Raw genomic sequence first — 26,906 nt, 5'->3', positions numbered from 1 at the left:
CCCATGGCAGAGCGATCCAAATTTTGATGGCCGTGAATGACCATCGTGGTTTGACGCCAATGGAGGGCGGGCCTAGTGTATCAATTACGTGACACACCTGTCGCATCACAGTGACACTCTAAAGAGACGGAACTGCTCCATGGTCCTTTCGCAGTGGATTGCCGGATCGTTGGAAGAGGCAGGCTTCCTGAGGCTTGTTCTCGATCATGTCTCAGACTGCCTCGTCGCGGTTGATACCTCCGGCACGATTGTCCTGATCAACCAGCCGTATTGCAGACTCCTCGGGGGCGCGGCGGACGACTTCGTCGGGCGGCACATCACCGACGTAGTGGGGCCACAGACCAAGCTTCATCTCGTCGCCCGTGGGGAAGGAAGCCATATTGGTTATCCGCTGAAGGTACGCGGCCACCAGCTCATCACGCGGCAGGTTCCCGTGCTCCAGGATGGCCAGATCATCGGCGCGGTCGGCCTGGCCCTGTTCTCGGATCTCGGAGCTCTGAAGAGAACTTTCCGACGCGCCACGCAAGCAGAACTCGAGATGCCCCAGGGCAACAAGCCTTGGCGGTCGCGGTTCGGCATGAGCGACATCGTAGGCCAAGGCGAGCTCATGGATACTTACCGCAATTCGCTTGAGGTGATCGCTGGACACGACCTCCCCGTGTTGATCTCGGGTGAAACCGGTTCCGGCAAGGAATTGGCCGCCCACGCCATCCACGCGAGTTCAAGCAGATCCGAGGGGCCCTTCGTTTGGATCAATTGCGCTTCGATTCCAGGCGAACTGATAGAAGCTGAGTTGTTCGGTTATGAAGGCGGCGCGTTCACCGGAGCGCGGAGTCGTGGAAAGCTCGGGAAATTCGAGCTGGCTTCCGGCGGCACTCTATTTCTGGACGAAATTGGAGATATGCCGCTGCACCTGCAGGGCAGCCTGCTGCGCGTTCTCCAGACGAACGAAATAGTGCGCGTCGGCGGAACGACGCCAATCGCCGTCAAGGCCCGGGTGGTTTGCGCGACCAACCAATCGCTTCCAGAACTGGCTCGCGCAGGCCGTTTCAGACAAGACCTCTACTACCGCCTCGGCGTGCTGCCGATCGACGTACCTGCCCTTCGCGATCGCGATGACATCGAATTTCTCACCCGAGAACTTCTGAGGCGGATCGCAGAGCGCTTGGACGCGGTACCAAGAGACCTGAGCCGGAAAGAAATCAATTCACTCGCTGCACATAAATGGCCGGGCAACGTCCGCGAACTGGAGAATGTGCTCACGCGATTCATGGTCACCGGTCGCCTGACGACATTCACGGCAAGTCCAGGCCGAGAGCAAAAATCAGACCCTGCGCCGCAACCGCTCAAGCAGCGCATCCAATCGCAGACGGCCATCGAGATTCGAGCTGCCCTGGAGCAATCTGGCGGCAGCAAGCGCCGCGCGGCCGAGCTATTGGGCATCAGCCGCGGACATCTCTATCGGCTCATGAAAGAGCAGGCACTGTAGCCGCGCGAGTTGATCCGTCCGCAATCCCTCCTTTCCCAAGCCTAAACTTGGCCTCCAACTGAAGGCGAACGCCTGCGGGAAGCCAAGGCATCCACCGTCAGCTCACCGGCGACAATTATCTGCATCGGCCGGCGCGCGGTCAGCCCTGCCTTGCCAAGTAGCCACCGTAAATGTATCGCCTGACGAACAAGCTCACGACGCTGATCGGCAAGGCCCTGTTTTTCGGTTGTCTCGGGCATCTCCTTGCAAGTCGCGGTAATGAGCTGTACTGCACGCTCTATCGTTAGCAGCAATTCGACGATCGCGGATCCAAAATGGGTCCGAAAGTCGTCCAGCGAAAGTGCGCTGTCGAAAGCCGCCGGCACCCGCAACGAAACGGACTCTGAACTGTGATCCATTGGCAATCCTCATGCCGGTGACCTCGATTGACGCACCACCGCCGTCATTGAGCCATTACTTCATCAGGCGGATCGACGATGCCTTCGTGTGAACGCCGTGCGTCGTCGCTGGGTCGGAGCTACGAATGAAGCAGTCCGACGGGTCTTCTTCGTGATCGCCGGCAGCTCGACTTCGGAACATTACCATTGCCGCAGCGCTGCTTTATGCCCCCTATGCGGCTCTGACACTCGTAACAAAACTGGTAACTTCGTCCTGCAGCAACCGCAGCTTACTAGCCAAGCGTGCACTCGACCCAAGAACCGTGGCCGCCACCTGTCCGGTTTCAGACGTAGCGGTGTTGACCTCAGAGATGTTCTGCGAAACCCGGTTCGTGCCGGAAGCAGCATCTCGCACGCTTTGCGCGATCGCTTGCGTTGCGAGGCCCTGCTCCTCGACCGCCGAAGCAATCGACGACGATATCTCGTTGACCTCGGTTATGGTCGTCAGGATGCCTTGAATATTGCCGACTACAGAGGCCGTTTCGGCCTGGATCGACGAAATCTGCGTGCCGATCTCCTCGGTCGCCTTGGCGGTCTGTGTCGCGAGCGATTTCACTTCGGCGGCGACGACCGCAAAGCCTCTTCCGGCCTCTCCCGCACGCGCCGCCTCGATCGTGGCGTTCAACGCAAGCAGGTTGGTTTGCGCGGCAACCTGATTGATGAGTCCAACGACCTCACCGATCTTGGAGGCCGCCGTAGCGAGCCCCTGAACGGTCGCATTCGCACGCTGCCCGTCGTTGGCTGCCTTGTCGGCAACCTGAGCCGCCTGTGTTACACGATGGCTGATCTCGTTGATCGAGGCGGACAATTGGCTGGCGGCCGAGGCGACCATTTGCACGTTCTCGGAAGCCTCGTGACACGCCTCGGCAACTGAGTTTGCCCGTCCATTGGCATGATCGGCGCTCACCGACATGCTCTCGGCAGCCTTTTGCATTTCGCTCGCTTCGTCGAAAACCTCCCGCACGACGGTTTCAACGCTTGCCTGGAACTTGCCGGCAAGTTCGAGCATCGTCCTACGCTTGTCTTCATCAGCCATTTGCTTGAGTTCCTGCTGTTCGCCATGCATTTTACGGACGGCCGCCGCGTTTTCTTTGAAGACACGCAGAGCGCGGGCAAGACTCCCGACCTCGTCGCGACGGGTCGTGTAGGGCACTTCGAAATCGTCCTCGCCCGAAGCGAGCTTCTCGGTAAGAGAGGTGACTGTGATAAGCGACCGCGTTACGCTACGACTGATGGCCAAGGAAATGGCGAGCACCAGAACGACGACACCAAGGCAAATCCACGCAAACGTCCAGGCAGTCTGTCGAAAGATCACGTCAATATCATCGACATAAATACCTGTTCCGATGATCCAGCCCCAGGGCGCGAATCCTTTGACATAAGATAATTTGGAGACCGGCTGATCGGAGCCCATCTTCGGCCAGAGATACCCGTAGAAGCCACTCCCCTGTTTCTGTACGATGTCGACAAAGCCCCGAAACAGGTAGTTGCCGGCAGGATCCTTGAAATCTCCGACCGGCTTGCCATCGAGCTCCGGCTTGGCCGGGCTCATGATCATGTGCGGGACCATGTCATTGATCCAGAAGAACTCGACCTTGTCGTAGCGCAGCCCCTTGATCTCAGCGAGCGCCGCCGCCTGAGCCTGCTCGCGGGCAAGCTTTCCGTCAGTTTCGAGCTTGTAATAGTGCGCCAGGATGCCGTGCCCGACATCGACCATCTGCTGGATCTTGGCTTGTCGATCCGTCATCATCTGGCTGCGGATGTTGTAGAGCGCGATCGGCACCAGAGCGATCATGCCCGCGAGCGCGACAGCGATAACGACAAGGAACTTGGCTCTCAAACCACGAAAGAACATGGGGCTCTCACGACCAAAAATATGATCGACAGCCTTGCGCTCGTGCTCTTACCAGACGCTTAAATGTCGAGCCCTTGGCGTAGCCAGTGCACGATATTGACGCTGTTTGGCAGGATTTGCACGCTCACGGAAGTTGCGGTGTCCCGCATCGCAAAACTAGCCTGCCCGACGGAGTAGTCGTGCAAAGAAGCGCAGGGCCGATGACGACGTCGCAAAAAATTCCGGTCACAGTGCTGACCGGCTTTCTGGGATCGGGCAAGACCACGTTGCTAAATCAGCTCCTCCAAAGCGGGCTGATGGCCGACTCCGCCGTCATCGTCAATGAATTCGGGGCCATCAGCATCGATGCCGAGTTGGTCGTCGGGGTCGACGAGGAAATCCTCCAAATCAACAATGGCTGCATCTGCTGCACGGTCCGCACGGATCTGGTTACGACGATCACCAGGCTTCTATCCGGGCCAAAGCCCATACGCCGGATCCTCATCGAGACCACGGGCTTGGCCGACCCCGCCCCCATCATTCAGAGCTTCATTGTTGACGAGGCCCTGTCGGCCGCGACCACGCTTGATGCGGTCGTGACGGTGGTGGACGCCACCCACATCGATCGCTGGCTTGCCGACCAGAGCTCTGGCGAGAACGTCGCGGCCGAGCAGATCGCCTTTGCCGACATCGCGGTCATCAGCAAGCTGGATCTGGCTGAAGAAGGCGTCTTCGCCAAGACGGAAGCGGTCATCCGGTCCATCAATCCGATGGTTCGCGTGGTGGCCCCGATCGAAGGCCGGGTGAACGTCAGCTCGATCATCGACGTCAGGGCTTTCGATCTGAAGAACTGTTTGGCCATCGAGCCGCGACTGCTCTCCGACCTCGAGCACGAGCACGATCAATCCGTGATCAGCGTAGAAGTCCGCGAGGATCGGCCCCTGGATGGACCTCGTTTTTTTCGCTGGCTCAACGCTTTCGTCCAAAAGAACGGCGAAGACCTTCTGCGGTGTAAAGGCATTCTGTCGCTCGCAAGCGAAGCGCGCCGTTGGGTATTTCACGGCGTCCACATGACGCTCGACGGACGGCCAGGTCGCGCATGGGCCGCCAACGATCCTCGCGTCAGCGCGATCGTCTTTATTGGAAGAGGTCTCGATGCGGCTCAAATTCGCGACGAGATCGCCGAACTGACCGAGAAGGACGCAAGTCTCGTTGCCTAAAACTGATCAGCAATCCGTCTTGTCCGGCGCGCTTCCATGCCGACCGGAGGCGTCGCCAGCTTCGTGTTCAAAGAATCCGTCGTCGTACATGCCGCCCATAGGTGGCCGCATGCACACTTTCAGCGAAAACCGGTTCTCAGCATGAAACTACAACACTATCTGGGAGGCCTGGAAGGCCTCGATCCGATCTCGCTCGAAACGCGCGTCTTCGTCGAGGGCTGGGAGGAGCGCATCTTCGGGATCCACACGGCGATGATGGCGCTGAGCCCGCAACTCGACCTCGAAGCGACGCCGAGTACGTTCAATACCGTGTGGACATGGGCAGACCTGCGCAAAGGCGCGGAGTCGATGAACCCGTTCGACTACTTCAAGTTCCGCTACTATGAAAAGTGGCTCGGCGGTATCTGCGGATACTTCGTCGCCAATGGGTACATCACTGAGGCAGAGCTCGACGCACGCACCAAAGCCTTCCTGTCATCGTCTCCCGCGATGCCTGAGGGTGGTGACGCCAAGGTCGATGCTCGCGTGCGGAAGTATCTGCTGATCGGAGACGATCCGAAACGCGAGCGCACAGCTTCGCCCCGTTTCGCCGCTGGAGACACGGTCAAGGTCGCCGATCCGAAATCGGTCGAACATACCCGCTTGCCCGGTCATCTCCGAAACAAAGTCGGCATCGTCGATAGTGTCTACCCCGACGCTTACACCTACCTTTGCGACACCGGACCCGACGGAATCGGACAGGCAATGACGGTGTATTGCGTCAAGTTCGATCCCGAGGATCTTTGGCCGGGCAATACCGAGGCGAACTTTACTTTCTACGCTGACTTGTTCGAGGCGTATCTCGAGCCGACGACCGCATCCTGAGGAACCGAGATGGAACGATTCGAGCATTCGAAGGACCGTGAAGCGGTGAACGCGGCGCGCGCACGCGCGCTGGAGGCCCTACTCATCGAGAAAGGCGTCATCACCAGCGAAACCGTCGACAAGATCATGGCGATCTTCGCCACCGAGATGGGGCCGTTCAATGGGGCCAAGCTCGTTGCCAAAGCGTGGGTCGATCCCGACTTCAAGAGGCTTCTCGCCGACGACACCATGGCCGCTGTCGAGACAATGAACTTCGTGACGAAGGGCGCTGGAGCTGAAGGCGAGCACATGAAAGCGGCGATCAACACGCCCGAGGTGCACAATCTCATCATCTGCACGCTTTGTTCGTGCTACCCTTGGCCGATCCTTGGGCTACCTCCCTATTGGTACAAGGACCCATCCTTCCGCGCGCGCGCGGCGCGAGAGCCACGCAAGGTGCTAAGCGAGTTCGGCGTTGATATCGACCCGAGCAAAGAAATCAAAACCTGGGACAGCAGCGCCCAGATTCGCTGGTTCGTGGTTCCCGAGCGGCCGGCGGGCACGGACGGCTTCAGCGAAGAGCAACTGGCAGCGCTGGTCACGCCGGAATCGATGATGGGAGTTGCCATCGTCAAGCCGCCCGGAACTTGACGTCCATGCAGACGAATTTCGAGCACTTCGCGTTGGGCAGCATGTTGGGGCAATCCGACATGCCGCCCAAGGACAACGGAAGCCTCTGCTTCGGCGCGCTGTGGCAGCGTCAGGCTTTTGGCATGGCGTTGGCCCTCTCCAAGCAGGGGGTGTTCGAATGGGACGACTTCCGTTCGGAGCTGATAGCCACGATCGCCGCGTGGGAGGCCACCCACGACAAGTCCGATCCGAGCTGGGACTATTACGAGATCTGGCTTACGGTGCTCGAGACGATGGTCGAAAGGTCCGGACTCGGCAGCCAAGGCGCTGCGGCGTCCTGATAAGGGGGCACCTGTCGCAATGCAAATGGCGACGCGCAAGTTCGGCGCTTACTCCCCCATATGCTATAAGTGCCGAACGCCTCAAGTCTCAATAGCTGCATGGTTGTCCGAATATCGCGCAAGTTTGGCCGAAACTGACGCATTCGCGGCGAACAACGGGAATGAATGTTGCATAACAATTGATCTCGATTGAGGATTGTTGATGCGCATCGCCTTGCTTGCACCGCCAGGGGTTCAATCTCTCGATATCGTCGGCCCGGCCGAGGTGTTCTGGGAGGCGGCCAGACGGCTGGGAGATCCGAACGCCTACACGGTGCAGGTGATCGCCGGGTCGCCTGATCCGGTGCGCGGAACGGGCGGACTGCGGTTCGTGGCCGATCGCCATATCTTCGATCCCGACGAGCCGATCGACACGCTCCTCGTCGGCGGCGACCCGTCATTTGCGGCGGTCGACCCCGCCATGGTTCAATGGCTACGGCGCAGGGCCGGCACTGTGCGGCGTCTCGGCTCTGTCTGCACCGGCGTCTTCCTGCTCGCGGCGGCAGGCCTGCTCGAAGGAAAGCGCGTGACGACGCATTGGGAATGCGCGACGCGCTTGCGAAATGAATATCCCAACGTCGACGTGGATTGAACGAACCCGCTACGCGGGAGTGGAGGCAAGCCTGCTGTACTGAGGTGTCCTGTCTGAGAGGATGTTGGTCTTCGCACCACCCCTCTCAAGACAGGAGACCCAGATGGCTACGATGAGCCCTCTTCGGCAGCGTATGATCGAGGACATGACGGTCCGCAATCTGTCGCCGTCGACTCAGCAATCCTATATCTATGCGATCGCAAAGTTTAGCCGCCATTTCGGCGACGCCCCGGACCGGTTGAGTTTCGAGCAGGTCCGTGCCTACCAACTGCACCTCATCGGCCAAAAGCGTTCGTGGTCCCACATCAATCAGGTGGCCTGCGCGCTGCGGTTCTTCTACGGCATCACACTCGGGCAGACGGAGGCATTCGAGCGGATCATCGGCGGCCAGAAGCCCGACAAGCTCCCCCTCGTGCTTAGTGCCGAAGAGATCGAGCGCTTTCTGGACGCGGTTACAGGGGTGCGCAACCGCGTCGTGCTGGCGACGGCTTATGCGGCTGGCTTACGGGTTAGCGAGGTCGTACGCCTGAAGGTGAGCTCGATCGACAGCAAGCGAATGTTGATCCACATCGAGAACGGCAAGGGCGGCAGAGATCGTTACGCGATGCTTTCTCCTCGGCTGCTGGATATTCTGCGTGCGTACTGGACGCGAACACGGCCGGGGCTGTGGCTATTTCCAGGCCAAGACCCAAGCGAACATGTCAGCGTCCGCTGCGTCCAGGCGGCCTGCCGCGCCGCCCGCCGACGCGCTCGGATTGCCAAGCCGATCACTGTCCACACGCTCCGGCACTCCTTTGCGACTCATCTCCTGGAAAGCGGGATCGACATCCGCATCATTCAGGTCTTGCTCGGACATGCCGACCTCGGATCGACCGCCCGCTACGCGCAGGTTGCGACCAATCTGCTCGCTCGCACGACCAGCCCATTCGATGGGCTCTCCATCACGGTGATCCCACCCCACTAAGCCGCGCATATGCGCCCCGTGCTTGAGGTGGCGGACATCTTCCGCCGCCACGGCGCTGCGTTCCGTACCGCGCAGGGCTCTCGGCTCACATCCGACCAGCGCCGTGTGATGGCAGCCATCGAGGCGTGCCGCACAGCGACGCTCGGCGGCCATGTCGAGCGGTGCGACGACTGCGGCCTGGTTCGCGTCGCGTACAACAGCTGTCGCGATCGGCACTGTCCAAAGTGCCAAGGCCTCGCGCGCGCCCAATGGCTCGCCGATCGCCAAGCCGATCTGCTGCCGGTCCCCTATTTCCATGTTGTCTTCACCGTGCCGGCGCCAGTAGCCGCTATCGCGCTGCAGAACAAGGCGGTGGTCTACGACATCCTGCTCAAGACGGCGGCCGAGACGATCCGTCTCATCAGCGCCGACCCGAAGCATCTCGGTGCCGAGACTGGGATGATCGCCATTCTCCACACCTGGGGGCAGACCCTGACGCATCATCCGCATGCCCATTGCCTCGTGCCGGGCGGCGGGATTGCCCCTGATGGAAGCTGGGTTGGCTGCCGCTCCGGCTTCTTCCTTCCCGTTCGCGTCCTGTCACGATTGTATCGTCGGCTATTCCTGGAGCGCCTCCAGGCGGCGTTCGATAGCACCAAGCTCCAGTTCTTCGGCCACCTCGACCACCTGAGTGAAGCGGCTGCATTCGCCCGCCATCTAAACGCCCTCCGCAAGGTCAAGTGGGTCGTCTACGCCAAGCGTCCCTTCGGCGGACCAGAACAGGTTCTGGCGTATCTCGGGCGCTACACCCATCGCGTTGCGATCGCCAACGGCCGGCTCATCACCTGTGAGCAGGGCCACGTCCGCTTCCGGTGGAAGGATTATCGCGCCGGCAACAAATCCAAAGTGATGACGCTCGAGACTGACGAGTTCATCCGTCGCTTTCTGCTCCACGTATTGCCGAAGGGGTTTCGCCGCATCCGTCATTTTGGCTTCCTGGCGAACGCCTGCCGCGTCGCCAAACTCGCGCGCATCCGAGCGGCGCTAAAGGCGCCGCAACCACCTCCGCCTGCCGAAGCTGTCGACTATCGTGAGCGCTGCGCCATCCTCATTGGTCACCGCCTCGACTTGTGCCCCATCTGCGGAGGCCGCATGGTCGAGATTGGGCCTGTGCCGCGTGCGCAAACGCCGCGACGCGCAGCACCTCGCTGCGATACATCATGACCGACTACCTCGACTTGTTCGCTCCCACTGCAGGCATCGCCATGCCGACGTTCTCCGTCGGAACGATCAAGCACGCTCAGAACGCGCGGCGAACGGGCGATAGTCAGCCGCTTGGGCTTGACGCGCCGTTCGACGCTATCGACGCCGGCATCCTCTGCTGCCAACATCAGCGGCAATCTGCGGCCACACTCGCTCGCGGGCCCGACATCGGGTCAATCGCGCCTACCGGCGCCTAGATCGAGCCCCCATAGGTCCTCGCTCACAAGACGCGGCTTCGTTCAATCCAGCTTCAAATAGGTCCCGCGCTGGACTTGCGGCGAGATCTGCGACGCGGGACCTATTTGAACCCTCCAGTATTCCGATCAGATATTCATCAGGGACGGCAATCTTTGCACGACAGCCGGTGTCACGGCCGGAATGGACCTTGCGCTCGCCCTCGTCGAGGAAGACTACGGACGCGAGCTGGCGCTGATCGTCGCGCGCTACATGGTCATGTTCCTGAAGCGCCCCGGTGGCCAGTCGCAGTTCAGCGCCCATCTCGCAGCGCAAATGTCGGGCAAGAGCAAGATTCAGCAAGTCCAGCAATACGTTCTCGACAATCTCACCGCCCCGCTTTCAGTCGATAATCTGGCCGAACAGGCCGGAATGAGCGTCCGGAATTTTACGCGCGTATTCCGCCAGGAGATGAACATGACGCCCACCGAATTCGTGGACGCGGCAAGGCTGGACGCGGCGCGCTTGCTTCTCGAAGATAGCACAAAGTCGTTGCAGCAAGTCGCGATTCGATGTGGCTTTGGCAATGCCGACGGTATGAGGCGGGCGTTCATCCGCAACTTGGGCATTGGCCCCGGCGAGTATCGTCAGAGATTTCGCAGCGCCTGGGCCGGCACGCGCCACACCGCCGCACCTCATGCCGCCGGCAGCCGGCCTTAGCCAACAGATGCCTTTCCGCTGGTCGACAGAAGCCGCCGCGGTAAGCCGCGGCGGTGGCGATGAGACTTGCCCACCGGATTCTTACGAGCTCACATGATATTGTGCAGCAGGGGGCGCGCTTTCGCGCACCGATGGCCGATGTCGACGTGAGTTTGGCCGTTCGCGCACGGCAAATTCCATTACATTTGTAACCTAGCAACTTGCCTGGTCGAGAGCTGATGAGCCCGCAATCCGGCCGAGGCCGAGCTGTGGGCGACGGCGTTTGTCCGCGACACGCCTCGATCACCGACTATCCGCGACAGGGTCGATGACGCACTTCGGACCTCCAGCCCTCGGGCCTTTCACAGATGATCACGGGGTACCCGAACAGATCATTCGTGTGGGAATTGTCGTCGTCAACGGCGCCAACGCGATCGACTTCATGGGGCCGATCGACGCGTTCAACGAAGCCAGCCGATCATCGACGACGCCGATTTCCTACAAGGTAGATCTGATTGCCGCGACATCGGGCCCCATCGTGGGCTCTTCCGGCGTACGCATGCTTTCCGACAAGGTCATCGGACCCAAGCTCGACACGTCCTACGATACGATCCTGGTCGCCGGCAGTCACGAACTTCAGCTAGCTGAAGACAACCAGCCGCTCATCGATTGGCTTGTCCGAAGCGCACTATCGGCGCGCCGGATTTGCGCGATTTGCACAGGAACGTTCGTCGTCGCGTCCGCTGGTTTACTCGACCGGCGACGCGCGGCAACGCATCGCGACTACACCAGCCAGTTCTCGGCGATGTTTCCGAAAGTTCACGTCGAGTCAGACCGGCTTTTCGTTCGTGACGGCTCTTATTACACCGCGGTCGGCGGAATGGCCGGCATCGACCTCTGCCTCTATCTCATCGAGAACGACTGTGGACGGCCGACATCTCTCGACGTTGCCCGGATGCTCGTCATCTTCCTACGCCGGCCGGGCAATCAGCCGCAGATCAGTGAATTTCTCAAGGCGCAATCGATCCGAAATAACCAAATCAGTCACGTCATGGATTGGGCGCTGACGAATCTTGACGCAGATCTTTCGATTGATGCGCTCGCCAAGCGCGCCGCGATGAGCCCTCGCAACTTCAGTCGTGCGTTCATGGACGAAATGATGACGACTCCAGCCCGTTTCGTCGAAAGCATCAGGGTCGAAGCCGCCCGTATCCTTCTGGAGACAACCCCACTGTCTATCCAGCAAATTTCCCATCGGATCGGATTCGGCAACTCGGCAAACATGCGCCGCGCATTCGTTCGGGCCTTCCAGACGCCGCCGGCGGAATACAGACATAACGTTGAACGTCCAATGCCCCGCGCCGAATACACGAATTTGCTGGAAGCCGACTGATCCAGGTAGCCCTATGGAGCATGGAAGACACGGTGCAGCAACGATGGTGAGCCATCTGAGGTCTGGGGCGTTTCAAAGGCGCATTCTTGTGGGCGTTCATCTGGTCCCTCCCTGGAAAACTGAAGCTTCGCAGCCTCAGCTTTCTCGGTTCAGACCAGATGGACAACCTCCTGAAAGACCACACCTAGTGCGCAATTTGACCTGGTCATCGCACCGGTCGTACCACGCCGTCGGAGAGCAGCTACACAATTATCAGATCGCGTTCGAATCCAAAACATTAGGTAATCAATCTGACACGCGCGTCTGTTGATGCGCTGGATTGTCGAGCTTACAACGCGGCGCCACTGAGCTGTGCACAGGAGATCTACTCCAAATGCGCCAATTTCCCAATCCAGCCAAATGGCATGGTTGTTGCCACCTTCTTTGATGTCAAACGGCAGGACACAGAAGATGTTGCGATGATCCACGACGCATGAACGAGGGCTTTGTCGAGCTGCTGGTCGATAGATATGTGTTTGATAATACCCGTACTTAGACTCTCATTGGACCACTTTCTGGCGAAGTTGTCGATTGTCGCGAAGCCGAGATCGTGCAGCGCCGGAGATCTGGACGTAGTCGCTCCCGCCTCCCGACGTGTCCTCAAAAGACCGGATCGACACCGATCCGGTCGTCGTCACCTTCAGCTCCAAAATGAAGGGACACGGGGCGTATCGGCACGCACACTGCTTTGAGGAGCAGCGGCGTTGCTCAGACAATCGCTACCGCCATCTCATACAGTCGCCATCGCGGCTAACGGAGCATCCCATGAAATCCTATTTATATCGCGCTGCCGCGGTGCAGACGCTCGCCGAGGTCGGAAATGTGGAGGCGAATCTTAAAATCTGCGAGCACTATGTGAAACAGGCTGCCTTTCAGGGTGTACGTCTCATCGTGTTTCCGGAGTGCATGAACGCCGGATATCTTTACGATTCAATCTCCCACGCTCGAAGGATCGCGGACACAGTCAACGGGCGTTTTGTCCGCAGCCTTGCGAAGCTCGCGCGCGAAAACGATATGTTTGTCGCCACCGGCATGACGGAATGGGATCCGAAAGCAGAAAGGGTCTTCAATACTGGAATTCTGCTCGACAGAAAAGGAGAGCTTGTTGTTCACTATCGCAAGCAATTCCTGACGACGCACGACCAGAACTGGTTCGCGGTTGGCGAGCGCGGTTTCCCGGTCGTCGAGACCGAGCTCGGGCGCGTCGGGCTCATGATCTGCTTCGATGGCCGCATCCCTGAAATTCCGCGCTGCACGGCTTTAAGTGGAGCGCAGGTCATTATCGATATGGCCAACTTCTTTCTGATCGATCAGGCGGACATGTGGCGTCCTGCCCGCGCTTTCGAGAATGGCGTCTGGATATGTGCCGCTACGAAGGCAGGACAGGAGCGATCGATCTACTATCCGGGCGGAAGCATGATAGTCGACCCCAGCGGCAATCTGCGCGCCAAGGTCGCCTGGGACACACACGGCATGGCCATTGGCGATATCGACCCGGCGCTCGCGGACAACAAAGCCATGAGCCTCGGTGCGGACAAGTTCGCCGACCGGCGGCCCGACACTTATAAGGTTCTGACGGCTGCCTACACCGACACGAAAGTTGCGGAAGTCAGCAACCGGCCAATCGTTCCGGGCGAAATGACGTTCAACATGGCTGCAATTCAGAGCCATGTTTCGGAATCTCAGCTCACGACCCTCGATTGCGTAATGGAGCAAGTCGGGCATGCGGCAAGGTTCGGTGTGCAACTCATGGTGCTGCCGGAATATTTCGCGTCGCCGAACTGGAGGATCGACGCCACCGAAGCTACGCGGCTAGCCTCCATAAATGCCAAGCTTCTGAAGAGGTTTGGCGAGCTCTGCAAGTCAGAGAAATGCGCAATCCTCATGCCGAACGTCGAAGAGCAGGATGGAAAGCTCTTCTCGACGTCCTTCCTGATCGGACCAGACGGCAACGTGCTGATGTCTTACCGAAAAGTCCATCTCTTTGCGGATGAACGTGCGTGGGCGACAGCTGGTTCAGACTACCCCGTCATCGAAACGCCGTTCGGGCGCATCGGCATCATGATGGGATATGACGGGATGTTTCCCGAATCGGCCCGTTGCCTCGGAACCAACGGGGCCGACGTGATCCTGTGGCCATCTCGCTTGCAAGATCGCAAGGAGCGGACCTTGCTGGCCGTGCCACGCGCAGTGGACAACCGATGCGCTGTCATTCTCGCCAACCGTGTCGACGCGCCATTCGGCGGCGGCAGCATGGTGGCGTTGCCCGCCCAGTTTCCGGTGTGGGACGTTGATGTCGCGGTTCCGTGCTATCCCGACATGCACAAAGTAGTCGTGGAGGTCATCGAGATCGCCAATGCACGTCAGAAGCATATGATGGCGAACGTCGATATGTTCGCCAACCGTCAACCCTCGACCTACAGCGCGCTCGTCGAGCCACATGGCGTTAAGAACATCACCGCGGAATAGGCGAGCGCAGCGCAGGATGGCGGCGGAACAACGGGCCACGCTGCCACTGTCGCAACTTTCAGCCAGTGGCGGGCCACTCACCATCGACCATTCAATCGAACGGAGAGCGTTTCCTCTCGATTGTCAGCTTGCCGGCCGCCAGCACTTCCTCACGAAATGCTTAGAAGCGCGAGATTGGCGGCGACGACGCGGTGCGAGTGGGACGAGAAGAGGAAACCGCCGCCGTGAAAATAGATATAGATGATGAGACGCTTGGCGTCAGACGCGGGGGTCGCGGATCAGGTCACCGCCGACCGGCCCCGACGCTACCCGCTCGATACTGGTACCGTCCGGAATCGGCGCCTGCACATTGATCCTTCGAACCAAGCGCGCATGTCCGCCGGGCTGCCATTGGGCGGGGGCGGGAATTGCGCGCTCATGTGCAAAATCGCTGAGAGTTGCTCGCTTGGACATGTTTTCCCTTTCGATGCTATGCGAGATGCCGGTAGATCAGTCGTTGCCATCTCTTCGTGAAAGCGCACGAGCTGCCGGCCGGCCCCTTGTCGCTACGAATAACCTGAGCTCAGTTCATCCGCACGATCGGCTTGATCACGGCGCCGGTCTCGGAATCCTGGATCGCAGTGTTGATCTCATCGAGCGAGTAGAACTTCACGAGCTTGTCAAACGGGAAGCGGCCGTTCCGGTGGAGATCGATCAGCATCGGAATGAAGACGTCGGGATTGGAATCGCCCTCGACGATACCGATCAGCCGGCGGCCGGCGCTCATGAAATGCGTCTCGTTCAGCACAATCTCCGCGTCCGGACCGGACGCGCCGAGAATGCCGCAGGCACCGCGCGGGCCGAGGCTCTCCACGGCGTTGCGGATCACCGCCGGCAGGCCCGTGGTATCGAGCGCGAAGTTCAGTCCGGTGCCGGTGATCCGCATGATCTCCTCAATCGCATTGGTCTGACGCGGATCGATCACATGCGTCGCGCCCAAAGATTTCGCGATTTCGAGCCTTGCTGGATTGGTATCGATCGCAATGATCCTGGTGGCGCCGACGACGTGCGCTGCCATCAGCGCGGAGAGCCCGACCGAGCCCGATCCGAACACCCCGAAGGATTTTCCTGCGGAGACCTTCAGCGCGTTAAAGACTGCGCCGGCGCCGGTCTGCACGCCACAGGCAAGCGGCCCGAGCAGCTCGAGCGGCACCTCGGATGCGACCTTCACCACATTGACCTCGTGGCAAATCGCATGGGTCGCGAACGACGACTGACCGAAGAAGTTGCCATTGATCCGCGCGCCGTCCGCCGACAGCGCGCTTGTCCCGTCCGCGCGCGCGGCGAAGAAGTTGCGCGGGAAGAATTCATGGCAGTAGCTGGCCGCGCGGTCCTGGCAGCTCGAACACCCGCCGCAGGAATTGAAGGTCATCACCACGTGATCTCCGGGTTTCACCTTGGCGATGGCGGCACCAACCGCTTCGACGACGCCGGCGCCTTCGTGGCCGAGCACGACCGGAAACGGCGTCGGCAGCATGCCGTCGCGAACGACGAGGTCGGTATGGCAGACACCAGTAGCCTTCACCTTGACGAGAATCTCGTCAGGGCGCGGGGCTTCAAGGTCGATGGTTTCAAGGTTCAGCGGCGCGCCCTTTTCGCGGGCGACGGCGGCACGGATCTTCATCTGGTCTCCAGAGGTCAAATGTTGCCGGCGGATGGATTCCGGCGCGCGGACGCCGGAAGCAGTGCGATGCGCGAAGCGGATCAGAACGGATACGGCGTCGCCTGCGGCTTTTCCGAGGTCCAAACCCATTGTGTGAACTCTTCCCAGATTGCCGGACCGCCGATGCAGCTGCCATTGCCGGAACGGCCACGCCCGCCGAACGGCGCGAACGGACCGCCATTGACAGTCTGATCGTTAATGTGGAGCTGGCCTACGGCGAGGCGATCGCCCACGGCGCGTGCTCGTGCAATCGAACCTGAAATTACGCCGGCGGCGAGGCCATACTCAGAGCGGTTGGCAAGCTCGATCGCTTCATCGTCCGTGGCGAAACTGACGATGCACGCGACGGGACCGAAGATCTCCTCCTCGAATGCGCGCATGCCGGGCCTCACGCCGGCCAGCACCGTTGCCTGGTAGTAGCGATCGTCGTGGCGACCGCCGGCAAGTAGCCGCGCGCCCTTTGCCACCGCGTCGTCGACGATCGCTTGGATCTTCGCCACCTGCGCGTCGCTGATAATGGGTCCGAGCGCAACCTGCTGGGAGGACGGATCGCCAGCCGGCAGATGTCGCGCCTTGTCGGCGACCTTCATCGCCAGCGCGTCAGCGATGCCCGCGTGCGCGAGCACGAGGCCAGTCGACATGCAGATCTGCCCCTGATGCAGGAACGCACCCCAGGCAGCGTTGGAAGCCGCAACGTCGACATCGGCATCGTCGAGCACGATCAACGAATTCTTGCCGCCGAGTTCGAGCTGGACCTTCTTGAGATGGCGGCCGGCGACCTCGCCGACCTTGCTGCCGCCTTCCGCCGACCCGGTGAAGGAGATCATCGCGATGTTTGGATCGCTGCACATGGACTCGCCCGCGGCAGCGCCGCCCGGCGCGACCTGCAGCACACCTTTGGGCAGGCCCGCGTCCTCGAAGATGCGGGCGATGATGATGCCGCCGGACACCGCGGTACGGGGATCTGGCTTGTGCACGACGGCGTTGCCTACCGCAAGCGCCGCAGCGATCGCACGGATGGAAAGCACCAACGGGAAGTTGAACGGCGAGATCACCCCGACAACGCCATGAGGCACGCGCTTCGCGGTGTTCGACCGCCCCAGCTCCATCGACGGCAACATGATGCCGTTTGGCTCGATCGCGATCGCCGCCGCGTGGCGTACGAAGCCCGCGCCGTGCTCGATCTCGATCGCAGCCTTGGGTTGGATCGAGCCGCTCTCGCGCATGATCCAGCCGATCAGCTCTTCGCCGTTCTGCTCGAGCAAGTCGGCAGCCTTGTTGAGGATTGCCGCGCGCTCCTGCGGCAGCCTCGCGGCCCACGCCGGCTGCGCCTGACGCGCCTCCTGTGCGGCCCTGGCGATGTCCTTGGGATCGGCGAGACCGACCGAACCGAGCACAGCGCGCGTCGCAGGGTCGCTGATCTCCATCACACCGCCGGCGGCAATGAAATCGCGAGTTTGCATGTTCATCGAAAGGTCCTCCCTCCGCTGGTGCGGATTGATTGATATTGCGGTCGTTGCGACCGCGGCTTGCCGTGCCGGGGAGAAAGAGGCGCAAGACAGTTTGGTGCACGCCGCGCGGTCATCGGCGCTCGCCGCACCCAGGGTCAAGACCTTCGATTGGCCTTCTTGCTCGCTTCCTCCCGCGAATGGCTCAGCAATTAGCAAGGCCGATGCCAGCTGATGCCAGCCGGGTAGGACGGCATCGCGATTTCTATAATTTCTGTGTCAGAACAATTGCTTATGCGAAACACGGCAATGTCGGGGTGCTCGATCGGGTGGGACTACCATGGCTTGATTTTCCTGAAATAATGAAGCTCTCTCCAGAAGAGATTTCACCATTTAATGAAGAGCGAGGCCTGATGGCGGAGCGTGGCTCCCGTATTTCACTGGCGGAAGCGTCCCGACGCGCCGCCCGAATCCTCGCGCGCGGCGCCAGCAGCGAGCTCGAAACCGGCGCGGTACCGACCTTCAATGATCTCGCCGAGTCGTTGCATTTCGCGCTCGGCGACGGCCGCATCTGGCTCAACGACCAGCGCATGGTGCTGATGCAGTCGCAGGTGCTCGGGCGCCTCCGCGCCGAGATCATCGACGCCTTCGGCATCGAGACCGCAAGAGCACTGTTCACGCGTGTGGGTTACGTACAGGGTATGCGAGACGCCGAGTTGATCCAGAAGCGCTTCCCGAACGAAGACCTCACCCACGCGCTCGCTGCCGGGCCGCGCGTGCACACGCTGGAAGGTTTCGTCAAGGTGACCACACGGCATTTCGAGTTCGACCGCGACAGGTGCACCTATTTCGGTGAATTCCTGTGGCAGGATTCCTCGGAGGCAGCCGAGCACCTCGCGAGCTATGGCCTCGCCAGCGAACCGGTCTGCTGGCTACAGGTCGGTTATCCCTCTGGCTACACCACCAAGCTGTGCGGCTGGCCGGTGATCTTCCGCGAAGTCGAATGCGCCGGCATGGGCGCGCCGCATTGCGTGGTGGTCGGCCAGCACGCCGATGCATGGGGCGAGGACGCGCCTGAGCGCAACTATTTCGGGTTGGATTGGAAGAGCCGCTCGGTGCACGCGGTCGGCAAGGTGCCGGTCGCGGCGGACGAAAGCCCTGCCCCCGCAGGCGATGACAATACCGTCGCGGTCGGCGTCTCCGCTGCGTTCGTCCGCACCCGCCGCCAGCTCGAGCGGGTCGCCGCGACCGACGCCACCGTGCTGTTCGTCGGCGAATCCGGCGTCGGCAAGGAGCTGTTCTCCAGCCAGCTTCACGCCATCAGCCGACGCTCCGACGGTCCTTTCGTCGCGATCAACTGCGCGGCGATCCCCGAGCAGCTCGTCGAATCCGAATTGTTCGGAGTTGAGAAGGGCGCCTATACCGGCGCCATCGCCTCGCGCGCCGGCTATTTCGAACGCGCTTCCGGGGGCACGTTGTTTCTCGACGAGATAGCCTCACTGACCTATTCGGCGCAGGGCAAGGTGCTGCGGGCGCTACAGGAACGCAAGATCGAACGCATCGGCGGTACCAAGACGGTCTCTCTCAACGTCCGTGTGGTGGCGGCATCCAATGTCGATCTGACCGCCGAGGTCGCGGCCGGACGCTTCCGGCAAGATCTCTATTTCCGGCTCTGCGTGTTCCCTATTACGATCCCGCCGCTGCGGGAGCGGCGCGATGATATCCCGCTCTTGATGGCGCATTTCCTCGCCCTTTATTGCGCGCGCCACGGCCGGCATCTCATGGGCTTCAGCCGCCGCGCCACCGACGCGCTGCTCAAATATGATTATCCCGGCAACATCCGTGAACTGCAGAACCTAATCGAACGAGGCGTCGTCTATGCAGACGATGGTGGCGTCATCGATATCGGACATCTGTTCAGCGGCTCGGAGCTCCTGCCGCCGTTCTCGATCCAGCTCACCAGTGAGGGGCGGCTCGGACGCACAACGCTACTTGAAGTGGATCCGCCGTCAGCAAAAAAAGATAGCGCTGCCTTGCTCAACACAGGCGCAGCGTTAGGGGAGACGTCGTTTGCCGACATTGAGGTCGCCGCTTATCGCTCCGCCCTGGCCCAGGCCGAAGGCAACGTGTCGGCCGCCGCACGCCTTTTGAAGATCAGCAGACCAAAACTGGACTATCGACTCCGCCGGCTTGGCTTAAGGCCATAATAGCTTGAATCCACTATCGCGCGGTCTGCCGTTCTTCTGGGTGCGCGATTCCAGGGGATGTGAACTGCGCAAAAAAAGACCGAAGATTCACATAGGCAAATGCGCTGTGCTGGATGGCCCCCTTCCCTCGACAAACAATTGGAGGCCAATGCTTGAGCGAAAGTGCGTCTTCACCGGCCAGATTTTTCATCCGCAAAGGAGGCAAGGGTTGGATGGTTTATGATCGTGAACGCAAGGGTCCAGCGCAGATTGGGACCAGTTTGGCGGCCAACCTGACGATGGAGCAAGCCGAACACGTAAAGCGGATACTGACTAGTCCGCCGCGTGACAAAGTCTGATCGAAGCAAAGAATTCTAGAGGCGCATTTGTGTGCTCGTTCGAGCCTACGGGGTGGCAACTGGATCAACTAAGTCAGCATGCATGGCGCCTTTGAAGCGCCAGGCATCTATTGAACGGGCAGAGCGGATGCAAGCATCAGCTGAGGACGAACTTCGGCCAAATCGGCATTCCCCGGATGGAGAAACGGATGTTTTGGCGAACAACTCGAACTGGCAGGCAAAGCTATCAAACCGTTGCACATTCCTAGGCCGCAAGACCCAGGGGCGATCGCTTACTTAGACCCGTTCATCAGCGAAAAAGCAGTCAACCAGCTCAGTTCCGAGTCCTCTTAGTCCATAGCAGGCCACCCGACCAAACGTGTTCGACGCGTCCCCACCGGCAGGCTGAGGCCACATCCGGGAAGAAGCCGCGTCCATGTTGATTGGCGCTCGTATTGCAAAGCAGGGGAATGCTCGTGAGCTTCTCGTATTCGACAAGAAGCTCTGCGACTTCATGCTGAGACGTTCTAGGTATTGTCTGCAGTCGGGCCGATCCGTCAAGGTGTACAATGGCGGGGACTTTGTCCCGCCATTCTGCCCGCGTCTCGTGATCGAACAGCATGTAAGGATCCGGCGTTCCTGGGTTGAAAATAAAGGGCGCGCGATCTTCTAGGCATATCGGCGCCACTGGCCGGAAGTATTCGCGAAGTTTGATATCGTTGAGATAGTTCTTCATTCCTCTCGACGTTGCGGCGGCCAGAATGCTTCTGCCACCCAATGCCCGCGGTCCGAGTTCGGCGCGGCCGGCAAGAAACACCACAGGCTTGCTGCTCGCAAGGAAGACGGCGAGTTCACGCATGCTGCACGGTGTCGCCTCCCATTCAGGTGGTACATCACCGCGCTGCAGGGCTGGGCCACTGTACACCGACCACTCTAAGGGAATGAAGCTGCTGTCTGCGGCCATGGCCGAGCAAGCGGCACCTATTGCCGCCCCGCTGTCATTCGGAAAGGGCGGCACCCAGATGGCGTCGAACAGACCGGAGGCACGCAATGCGCTGTTCCATTTGATGTTAAGAGCGCAGCCACCAGCGATGCACAGATTGCGTGAGCCCGGAAGACCCGAATACTGTTGTAAAATAGTCGTCATGCTGTGGATGAGAAGACGCTCAAGGAAACAATGAAAAGATGCAAGCACATCTTCCACTCGCTTGGCCTTCAGGGTCATGGCGCTCGCGCAGAAGAAGTCGTGTATGGCCGCAAGTGAGGCGTCCACACTGGTCTCTGCATGAGCGTGCTGCGGGGCGGCAGCAAGACGCTCCTCGTAGAGGCCCTGAAATACAGCTATGATTTCTTCGTCGGCAGATCCCAGAGCGATGTACGCCATTAACTTGCCGGCAACACCTAGATCGTCCCAGCTGGACCGATTCGTGTACGGTCCGAAGTGATCCGCTGCTGTCGCGTAGACCTGACCTATCAGCGGAAACAGACATTCAATGAGCCGAGCGCCGCGGGGGTCCACATAGTAGAGTCGTGGAAAAATGATACCGTCCCAGATCAGAACAAATGCGCCCTGTCCGGCTTTGGCAAATGGGCTGGTGCAGAATGCGGCGGCCAGATGCCCAGTGACATGCGGATAACTTCGATAAGGAAATGACCTGCCGCTGAGGATGAGGCCAACGCAGCCGTGTGAAGCAAGAAGGCCCTCTGGATGGCTTTCAACATACGATGCCCACTCGAGACTGACAGGTTCGCCCCCACTGCGGAGCCGAAGACCGTCTCTCCACCACGCTCCGTCGACGACGAATAGATCAACATCGCGCGGATCAAGCCCGTGTTCCGCTAAATCGTCGACGACAACATCGAAATCCTCGATCGCTTGATATCGTCGATTGTTGCCTCGTTTCTCCTGCTCGACACAAAAGACCAGCCGCCCATCTTCGACGAGAGCTATCGCCCCATCATGCCCCAGCTTGATACCACAGATGCGCAACTAACTCTCCACAAGTTCAGGGGGCAATTGAATTCATTCGGAGATAATCAGGGGCCGGTCGAGTACCTGCTCCTGCTTCCGTGAGCACTCGGTAAAGAGCGTCATGCTGTCCAGCAGCGCTGGCAAGACCGATGCCACATGGGACGCTGAGGCGAGGAGTATGCTATTCTGTGCTGCTCTCGCAACTAACGCCAAAATCGAACCCAAGTGTAAGAAGTCTGGCACGCGTCGTCTGCCGGCGCGGCGGATTGTCGGATTTAGGACGAGGCATCTGCCGGTTGCAGACCTAAGATGCACTCCAAACGTTGCCATTTCCGAGTCCAGCTGCTGGCACGTTTGTTGCCAACCTTTCGAATGTCAAGGTAACAGGACAAATACAATGCTGCGAATGTCCGCGGTCATGCCGCTTGCGCTCCTGCTTCTCGGACCAGCATTTGGCGAGCAAATCAATATGGTGACACCGCGCAATGCAGGCGGCGCGACAATGGCTGAGTTTGCTGGAAAGTGGTCTAATGAGGACCGGAGCACCGGGATCGTCACACAAATGTTTGTCGACCAACAGTTCGACAAAGCCCTCGTTCATGCGTGGAGCAGGTGTCGGCCGACCGACTGCGATTGGGGTATCGCGCGGACGCAGAGTTCCGACGCTTATTATGGAAGCCTGGAAGTCAAATGGAGCTCTAGCAGGCTGTTGAAGAACTCAGCCGCGTTCGCAAACGAAGCCTGACTCCTCGCCATTGTGGATGTAGAACTGGCCGACGAGCCTGCCTGCAGTGCCGATCATGACCCATCCGCGACCGCAGACGGGATCATTCTCGTCGTGCCCTTCCCATGAGAACTCCGCGCAGGCCGATCCGTCGCGGGTGCCGTAGCGCACGTTCAGGAAGCCCTTGAGAGCCCCAAAGGCGATTTCGCCATTGGATTTGCCCTGGAAGGTGAGATGCGCCTCTTCGACAAGATCGAGGAAGTCGCTGTCCCAGTTGTCCATTTCGACGATGCGCCAGCGGCCGACAAAGGCCTTGGCGAAGCCGGGCACCTTGGCCATCAGCCGGTCTCCGCGATCAGCTTGGGCAGCCGCACCAGATTGTAGGCGGTGGCAGCGAAGGTAAAGGCCCATGCGACGCGATCACGGCCACGGAAGCGGGTCTTCTCTTGCCCGGCGACCGTCTTGATCCAGCCGAAGGCCTCCTCGATCCGTTTGCGGATGCGCTGACTGACGGCATAGCCGCCGTGCCGGGTCGTTCGTCCGTCAATCGCAGAACTACGGCCGCTGGTGTTCTGTGCAACATGCGGCGTCACGTTCATCGAGCGCAGTTCGTTGACGAAGTCTTCTGCATCGTAGGCTTTGTCGGCGCCAAGCGTGATCGCTGTCGGCCGGTCGGCACGAGGTTCGATCATGTGCAGCGCGGCCACCCGCTCGGCATGCCCGTCGGCCTGCGTCAGGCAGGCGTCGACCAGCAGGCCGTGGCGGTTCTCCATCAGCCCGTGCCCGATGAAGCACAGTTTCGTCTCCTTGCCTTTGCCCTTGCGGTAGAGCCTGGCGTCCGGATCGGTGGTCGACGTATGGGTGTCGTTCGAGCGTTTCTGGCCATGGAAGTCCGCATCGGCATTGCGCCCGCCTTGCGCCGGCGGCTCGTCCGAGCCGTCCTTGGGCTTGACGCTCTTCATCGAGGCCCAGGCCTCGATCAGCGTGCCATCAACCGAGAAGTGATCGCTCGATAGAAGCTTCTTCACCTTGAGCTGTGCCAGCACCGCCGCCAGGAACTTGGCCGCGATGTCGCCTTCCAGCAGCCGGTCGCGGTTCTTCGAGAACACCGAATGGTCCCAGGCGGCGTCGTCAACGCCGATTCCGACGAACCAGCGGAACAGCAGGTCGTATTCCAGCCGCTCCATCAGAAGCCGCTCGGAGCGGATCGAATAAAACGCCTGCAACAGCATCGCCCGCAGCAGCTTCTCCGGCGGGATCGACGGCCGCCCAATCGGCGAATAGAGCGCGGCAAACTCCCGCTCCAGCGCCGACAGTGCCTCGTTCACCATCGTCCGGATCGTTCGCAGCGGATGATCACGACGCACCCGCGCCTCCAGGTCGACGTAGCTGAACAGCTCGCCCGTTCGATTGTCGCCGCCGCGCACGCACCACCTCCGAATCTCGTCGGAGCCAATGAATCACGGTCGCCGGTCGGCGGCGAGCGCCTTTTTCAACAGCCTGCTAGATCCTCAGTGAGAAGCACACGCTTGACTCTCGTGGGACCTGATCGATTGCAAGTAAAGACGACAGTTCACTTCACCGACGACTCCGGCAGATTAGATTACAGTTTTGTCGACCATCTCATCCGAGTACCTGAGGAGGCCGCTCGAAGAGCTCGTACTCGCCAGCATTGCCCTCAGGACCTCCGGTTGCATGCTTGAAACAGGAAGAGCGGCAACTCAGTCGTCCCTTTCGGGTAACGTATGCCACTCTGTAAGGCACTCGCTCGCTCCATGTAGCTTCGGCTCGGACCGAACAGCGATTGAGCGGCGCTTAAACTGGCGAGGATCGTGAGTACCGGATTAGCACCAGTGCTAATGCTAATCAGGGTCGCACAAAGAGGCTTTCATCGGTTAGGCGCTGGCTGGCCTCTGCAGCCAGCCAGCGACGAGAGACCCACGTGCATAGCACTCCGGAAACGCTTTTGCATTGTTGATTCTACATCCGAATACAGGTGAGAGATAGGAACCATTGCAGTCGTCAGTCCTGAAGAAATATTGTGGTGCCCAGCCGCCTTGGTACACGATTTATCCAACTGCATCTCAGTTCTCCGCTGAGGTCGGTGCCAAGGCCTATGAGAAATGGCTAAGTCGCCTGCCGCCCTACGAGCCTGTGTCGCTCTATTTCCACATTCCGTTCTGCCGCTCGATTTGCTGGTATTGCGGCTTTCCAACTAACATGATCCTTCGGCATGCGCCGCTCCTCGATTACTTGGCAGTGTTGCGAGAAGAGATCCGCTTGGTCGCGGAGCGGGTGCCTCAAGGATTACCTGTAAACGACGTACATTTCGGCGGCGGGACGCCGACCCTCATCAAGCCAGCAGAGTTTCTGGATTTGATGGGGCTTTTACGTCTTCACTTCGCATTCAGGAGATCGGCAAGCATCGCCATCGAGATCGACCCGCGTGCGTTCACGGCAGAGATGGCGGAAGCCTTGGGAGCAGCCGGAGTGAGCCGCGCCAGCCTGGGCGTGCAGAGTTTTGATCCCGTTGTTCAAAATGCCATCAACCGCGTTCAGACTGAGGCGCAAACGGCGGCTGCAGTCAAAAATCTGCGCGAGCATGAAATAAACCGTATCAACTTTGATCTCATCTACGGCCTTCCAAGGCAGACTGTGCAGTCATGCGTAGAGACTGCGACACGGGCTGCGGCCATGCGCCCCGACCGGCTCGCGGTTTTCGGGTACGCCCACATTCCGTCCTTCAAGAAGAACCAGCGCCTCATAGATGAGGCAGAGTTGCCAGATAGCGGCACACGCGCTGAACAAGCGGCGGCGATCGCCGATACACTGGTCGCCGCCGGCTACTGTCAAGTTGGACTCGACCATTTCGCCTTACCTGACGACGAGCTCGCGCTTGTGCAGAAAGCCGGTCGCTTACGGCGGAACTCCTTGGGTTACTCGGCAGACACCTGTAGAGTTCTGATTGGCTTCGGACCATCGGCTATTGGGCGGTTGGGTGACGGCTACGTCCAGAATGAGGTTACTGCGGGTTCTTACAGCCGGCAGATCAGAGCTGGCCGTTTGGCGACGTTAAAGGGCTGCTGTCTTACTCCGGAAGACCGCGTCCGGGGTGCAATAATCGAACGGCTGATGTGCGATTTGGAGGTCGACGTGCCGGCAATCTGTGCCGGCCACGGATTTGATCCGGTTCCTTTTCTCGATTCAGCTGAACGCTTGGCGCCCCTCGCCGAAGACGGCATAGTGGACATCGAAGATGGTTTGATCCGCGTGAGGCAGGAACATCGTTTTCTGATTCGATCTGTTGCTGCCGCTTTCGACGCCTATCCATACCGCTCCCCCAGTTAGCACAGCCATCGTGCCGCAACAGGATCCGGTCGCGTCGCGTAGGGGGTCGAGCGCCCGCGTCTACCGTGATCTCCACGATCGCCGGCCATCCCACGATGATTGCCGACGAGCTGCGCCGCCAAGGCGGCGTGTTCATCGATAGTATCGAGCTCCAAGCTGAAATCGGTCGCAATCCCTCGGCCGGCGCCCCGCCTGCGCGAGGCGCGCTATCGCGCAGAGCTGGTCCCAAAGCGTGAGACCGCCGCAGCCGAACCCGGTCCGCTGGTATAGCTTGATGGCCGGCGTACATGGCCGGAGCGCGACGAAAAGCCCGGCATTTGCGCCGGGCCAATCGCCAATATGATTCGGTTCTCAGCAACGGACGAATTAGAGAAGAGTCCTCGCGTCCGGTCAGTTCGGATTCTGACATTGCGATGCTTGCTCGCGAGCTTCGCATGTCGTGTTGCTGTCCCGCACGCTCGTTGACGCGAGCGCGACGAGGGGCGGCTGCGCTTTAACGCGCAACACGGCCCTAGTAGGTAGCATTCGAAACTGATGTGAAGCCTGAATCGAAACTAGTCCCGTCAGCTGGTTGAAACTTAATCAGCCACCAAAGTGGTTATGTTCGATAATCATGATGTGTCCATCACAAAATTGAAAAATATATTTGAGAAAAACAGGGGAGGTTTGAATGGAAGCTGCCCGCCGCTTTCGCGCAATGGCGTTGCTTGCGCATCCACCTGAGAGAAGCTCGAAAGTGCTCGCACAAGCAGAGTATTGGGAGCATCTGGCGGCTGCGGCTTT

The 26,906-nt window shown here is 60.0% G+C and carries 20 protein-coding genes and 2 pseudogenes; 15 read left to right on the top strand and 7 right to left on the bottom strand.

All coding sequences use genetic code 11. The features are described 5' to 3' along the window. Positions 1-139: 139 nt before the first annotated feature. Positions 140-1,489: a sigma-54 interaction domain-containing protein gene (locus ACR9YP_RS12025; RefSeq protein ID WP_474219894.1), complete on the top strand. Its 1,350-nt coding sequence runs from the start codon at positions 140-142 to the stop codon at positions 1,487-1,489. A 41-nt stretch (positions 1,490-1,530) separates the two neighbouring features. Here the strand turns inward: ACR9YP_RS12025 and ACR9YP_RS12020 are convergent, their stop codons facing one another. Beyond that, positions 1,531-1,887 (bottom strand): hypothetical protein, encoded by a 357-nt coding sequence (locus tag ACR9YP_RS12020; RefSeq protein WP_438101855.1) that lies wholly within the window; start codon positions 1,885-1,887, stop codon positions 1,531-1,533. A 211-nt stretch (positions 1,888-2,098) separates the two neighbouring features. Continuing rightward, on the bottom strand, positions 2,099-3,781 hold the full coding sequence (locus ACR9YP_RS12015) for a methyl-accepting chemotaxis protein (protein WP_474219892.1): 1,683 nt from the start codon (positions 3,779-3,781) through the stop codon (positions 2,099-2,101). Between the two features lie 200 nt (positions 3,782-3,981). Here ACR9YP_RS12015 and ACR9YP_RS12010 point away from each other — a divergent pair, with 200 nt between their 5' ends. The 11 genes and pseudogenes from ACR9YP_RS12010 (at position 3,982) to ACR9YP_RS11960 (ending at position 14,405) form a co-directional block, all read left to right on the top strand. Then, a complete protein-coding gene (locus tag ACR9YP_RS12010; protein WP_474219890.1) occupies positions 3,982-4,980 on the top strand; it encodes a CobW family GTP-binding protein in 999 nt (332 codons plus the stop codon). A 141-nt stretch (positions 4,981-5,121) separates the two neighbouring features. Next, positions 5,122-5,844, top strand: a complete 723-nt coding sequence (nthB, locus tag ACR9YP_RS12005; RefSeq protein ID WP_474219888.1) for a nitrile hydratase subunit beta — start codon at positions 5,122-5,124, stop codon at positions 5,842-5,844. A 9-nt stretch (positions 5,845-5,853) separates the two neighbouring features. Further along, complete coding sequence (nthA, locus tag ACR9YP_RS12000) at positions 5,854-6,474, top strand: nitrile hydratase subunit alpha (protein ID WP_474219887.1); 621 nt, start codon at positions 5,854-5,856, stop codon at positions 6,472-6,474. A gap of 5 nt (positions 6,475-6,479) precedes the next feature. Continuing rightward, complete coding sequence (locus ACR9YP_RS11995) at positions 6,480-6,794, top strand: nitrile hydratase accessory protein (RefSeq protein ID WP_474219885.1); 315 nt, start codon at positions 6,480-6,482, stop codon at positions 6,792-6,794. Between the two features lie 202 nt (positions 6,795-6,996). Continuing rightward, positions 6,997-7,422: pseudogene (locus ACR9YP_RS11990) on the top strand (DJ-1/PfpI family protein); the annotation flags it as partial. A gap of 106 nt (positions 7,423-7,528) precedes the next feature. After that, a complete protein-coding gene (locus tag ACR9YP_RS11985; RefSeq protein WP_249757261.1) occupies positions 7,529-8,389 on the top strand; it encodes a tyrosine-type recombinase/integrase in 861 nt (286 codons plus the stop codon). 9 nt (positions 8,390-8,398) lie between these two features. After that, positions 8,399-9,592 (top strand): IS91 family transposase, encoded by a 1,194-nt coding sequence (locus tag ACR9YP_RS11980; protein WP_474218828.1) that lies wholly within the window; start codon positions 8,399-8,401, stop codon positions 9,590-9,592. Beyond that, positions 9,589-9,828 carry a hypothetical protein gene (locus ACR9YP_RS11975; protein WP_474218827.1) on the top strand — a complete coding sequence of 80 codons (240 nt, stop codon included), beginning with the start codon at positions 9,589-9,591 and terminating at the stop codon, positions 9,826-9,828. Before ACR9YP_RS11980 ends, ACR9YP_RS11975 begins: the two co-directional genes overlap by 4 nt. Positions 9,829-10,009: 181 nt before the next feature. Beyond that, positions 10,010-10,525 carry a GlxA family transcriptional regulator gene (locus ACR9YP_RS11970; protein WP_474219883.1) on the top strand — a complete coding sequence of 172 codons (516 nt, stop codon included), beginning with the start codon at positions 10,010-10,012 and terminating at the stop codon, positions 10,523-10,525. A 307-nt stretch (positions 10,526-10,832) separates the two neighbouring features. Further along, the gene (locus ACR9YP_RS11965) at positions 10,833-11,897 is read left to right on the top strand and encodes a GlxA family transcriptional regulator (protein ID WP_474219881.1); all 1,065 of its coding nucleotides are present in this window, start codon (positions 10,833-10,835) and stop codon (positions 11,895-11,897) included. A gap of 804 nt (positions 11,898-12,701) precedes the next feature. Then, the gene (locus ACR9YP_RS11960) at positions 12,702-14,405 is read left to right on the top strand and encodes a carbon-nitrogen hydrolase family protein (protein ID WP_474219879.1); all 1,704 of its coding nucleotides are present in this window, start codon (positions 12,702-12,704) and stop codon (positions 14,403-14,405) included. A 562-nt stretch (positions 14,406-14,967) separates the two neighbouring features. On the opposite strand, the gene ACR9YP_RS11955 is transcribed toward ACR9YP_RS11960, so the two are convergent. After that, entirely contained in the window at positions 14,968-16,068 is a 1,101-nt protein-coding gene (locus ACR9YP_RS11955; protein ID WP_474219877.1) for an NAD(P)-dependent alcohol dehydrogenase, read from the bottom strand. A gap of 80 nt (positions 16,069-16,148) precedes the next feature. Next, positions 16,149-17,576: a benzaldehyde dehydrogenase gene (locus ACR9YP_RS11950; RefSeq protein WP_474219875.1), complete on the bottom strand. Its 1,428-nt coding sequence runs from the start codon at positions 17,574-17,576 to the stop codon at positions 16,149-16,151. 392 nt (positions 17,577-17,968) lie between these two features. Here ACR9YP_RS11950 and ACR9YP_RS11945 point away from each other — a divergent pair, with 392 nt between their 5' ends. Continuing rightward, complete coding sequence (locus tag ACR9YP_RS11945; RefSeq protein ID WP_474219874.1) at positions 17,969-19,762, top strand: sigma 54-interacting transcriptional regulator; 1,794 nt, start codon at positions 17,969-17,971, stop codon at positions 19,760-19,762. A 651-nt stretch (positions 19,763-20,413) separates the two neighbouring features. On the opposite strand, the gene ACR9YP_RS11940 is transcribed toward ACR9YP_RS11945, so the two are convergent. The 3 genes from ACR9YP_RS11940 to ACR9YP_RS11930 all read right to left on the bottom strand — a co-directional run bounded on the left by ACR9YP_RS11940 (position 20,414) and on the right by ACR9YP_RS11930 (position 24,202). Further along, complete coding sequence (locus ACR9YP_RS11940) at positions 20,414-22,069, bottom strand: carbamoyltransferase N-terminal domain-containing protein (RefSeq protein WP_474219872.1); 1,656 nt, start codon at positions 22,067-22,069, stop codon at positions 20,414-20,416. A 700-nt stretch (positions 22,070-22,769) separates the two neighbouring features. Further along, entirely contained in the window at positions 22,770-23,114 is a 345-nt protein-coding gene (locus tag ACR9YP_RS11935; RefSeq protein WP_474217814.1) for a hypothetical protein, read from the bottom strand. Further along, positions 23,114-24,202, bottom strand: coding sequence for an IS5 family transposase (locus ACR9YP_RS11930; RefSeq protein ID WP_235542580.1), 1,089 nt, complete (start codon positions 24,200-24,202; stop codon positions 23,114-23,116). The genes ACR9YP_RS11935 and ACR9YP_RS11930 overlap by 1 nt, the downstream gene beginning before the upstream one ends. Positions 24,203-24,788: 586 nt before the next feature. On the opposite strand from ACR9YP_RS11930, the gene hemN reads away from it, so the two are divergent. After that, positions 24,789-26,123, top strand: a complete 1,335-nt coding sequence (hemN, locus tag ACR9YP_RS11925) for an oxygen-independent coproporphyrinogen III oxidase (protein WP_474219870.1) — start codon at positions 24,789-24,791, stop codon at positions 26,121-26,123. 62 nt (positions 26,124-26,185) lie between these two features. Next, positions 26,186-26,359, top strand: a pseudogene (locus tag ACR9YP_RS11920) (LabA-like NYN domain-containing protein); the annotation flags it as partial. Between the last annotated feature and the right edge of the window lie 547 nt (positions 26,360-26,906).

This window comes from Bradyrhizobium sp. BR14999, from assembly GCF_056106085.1.
The sequence above is the reverse complement of the archived record's forward strand: the minus strand, read 5'-3'. Positions and strand labels throughout refer to the sequence as shown.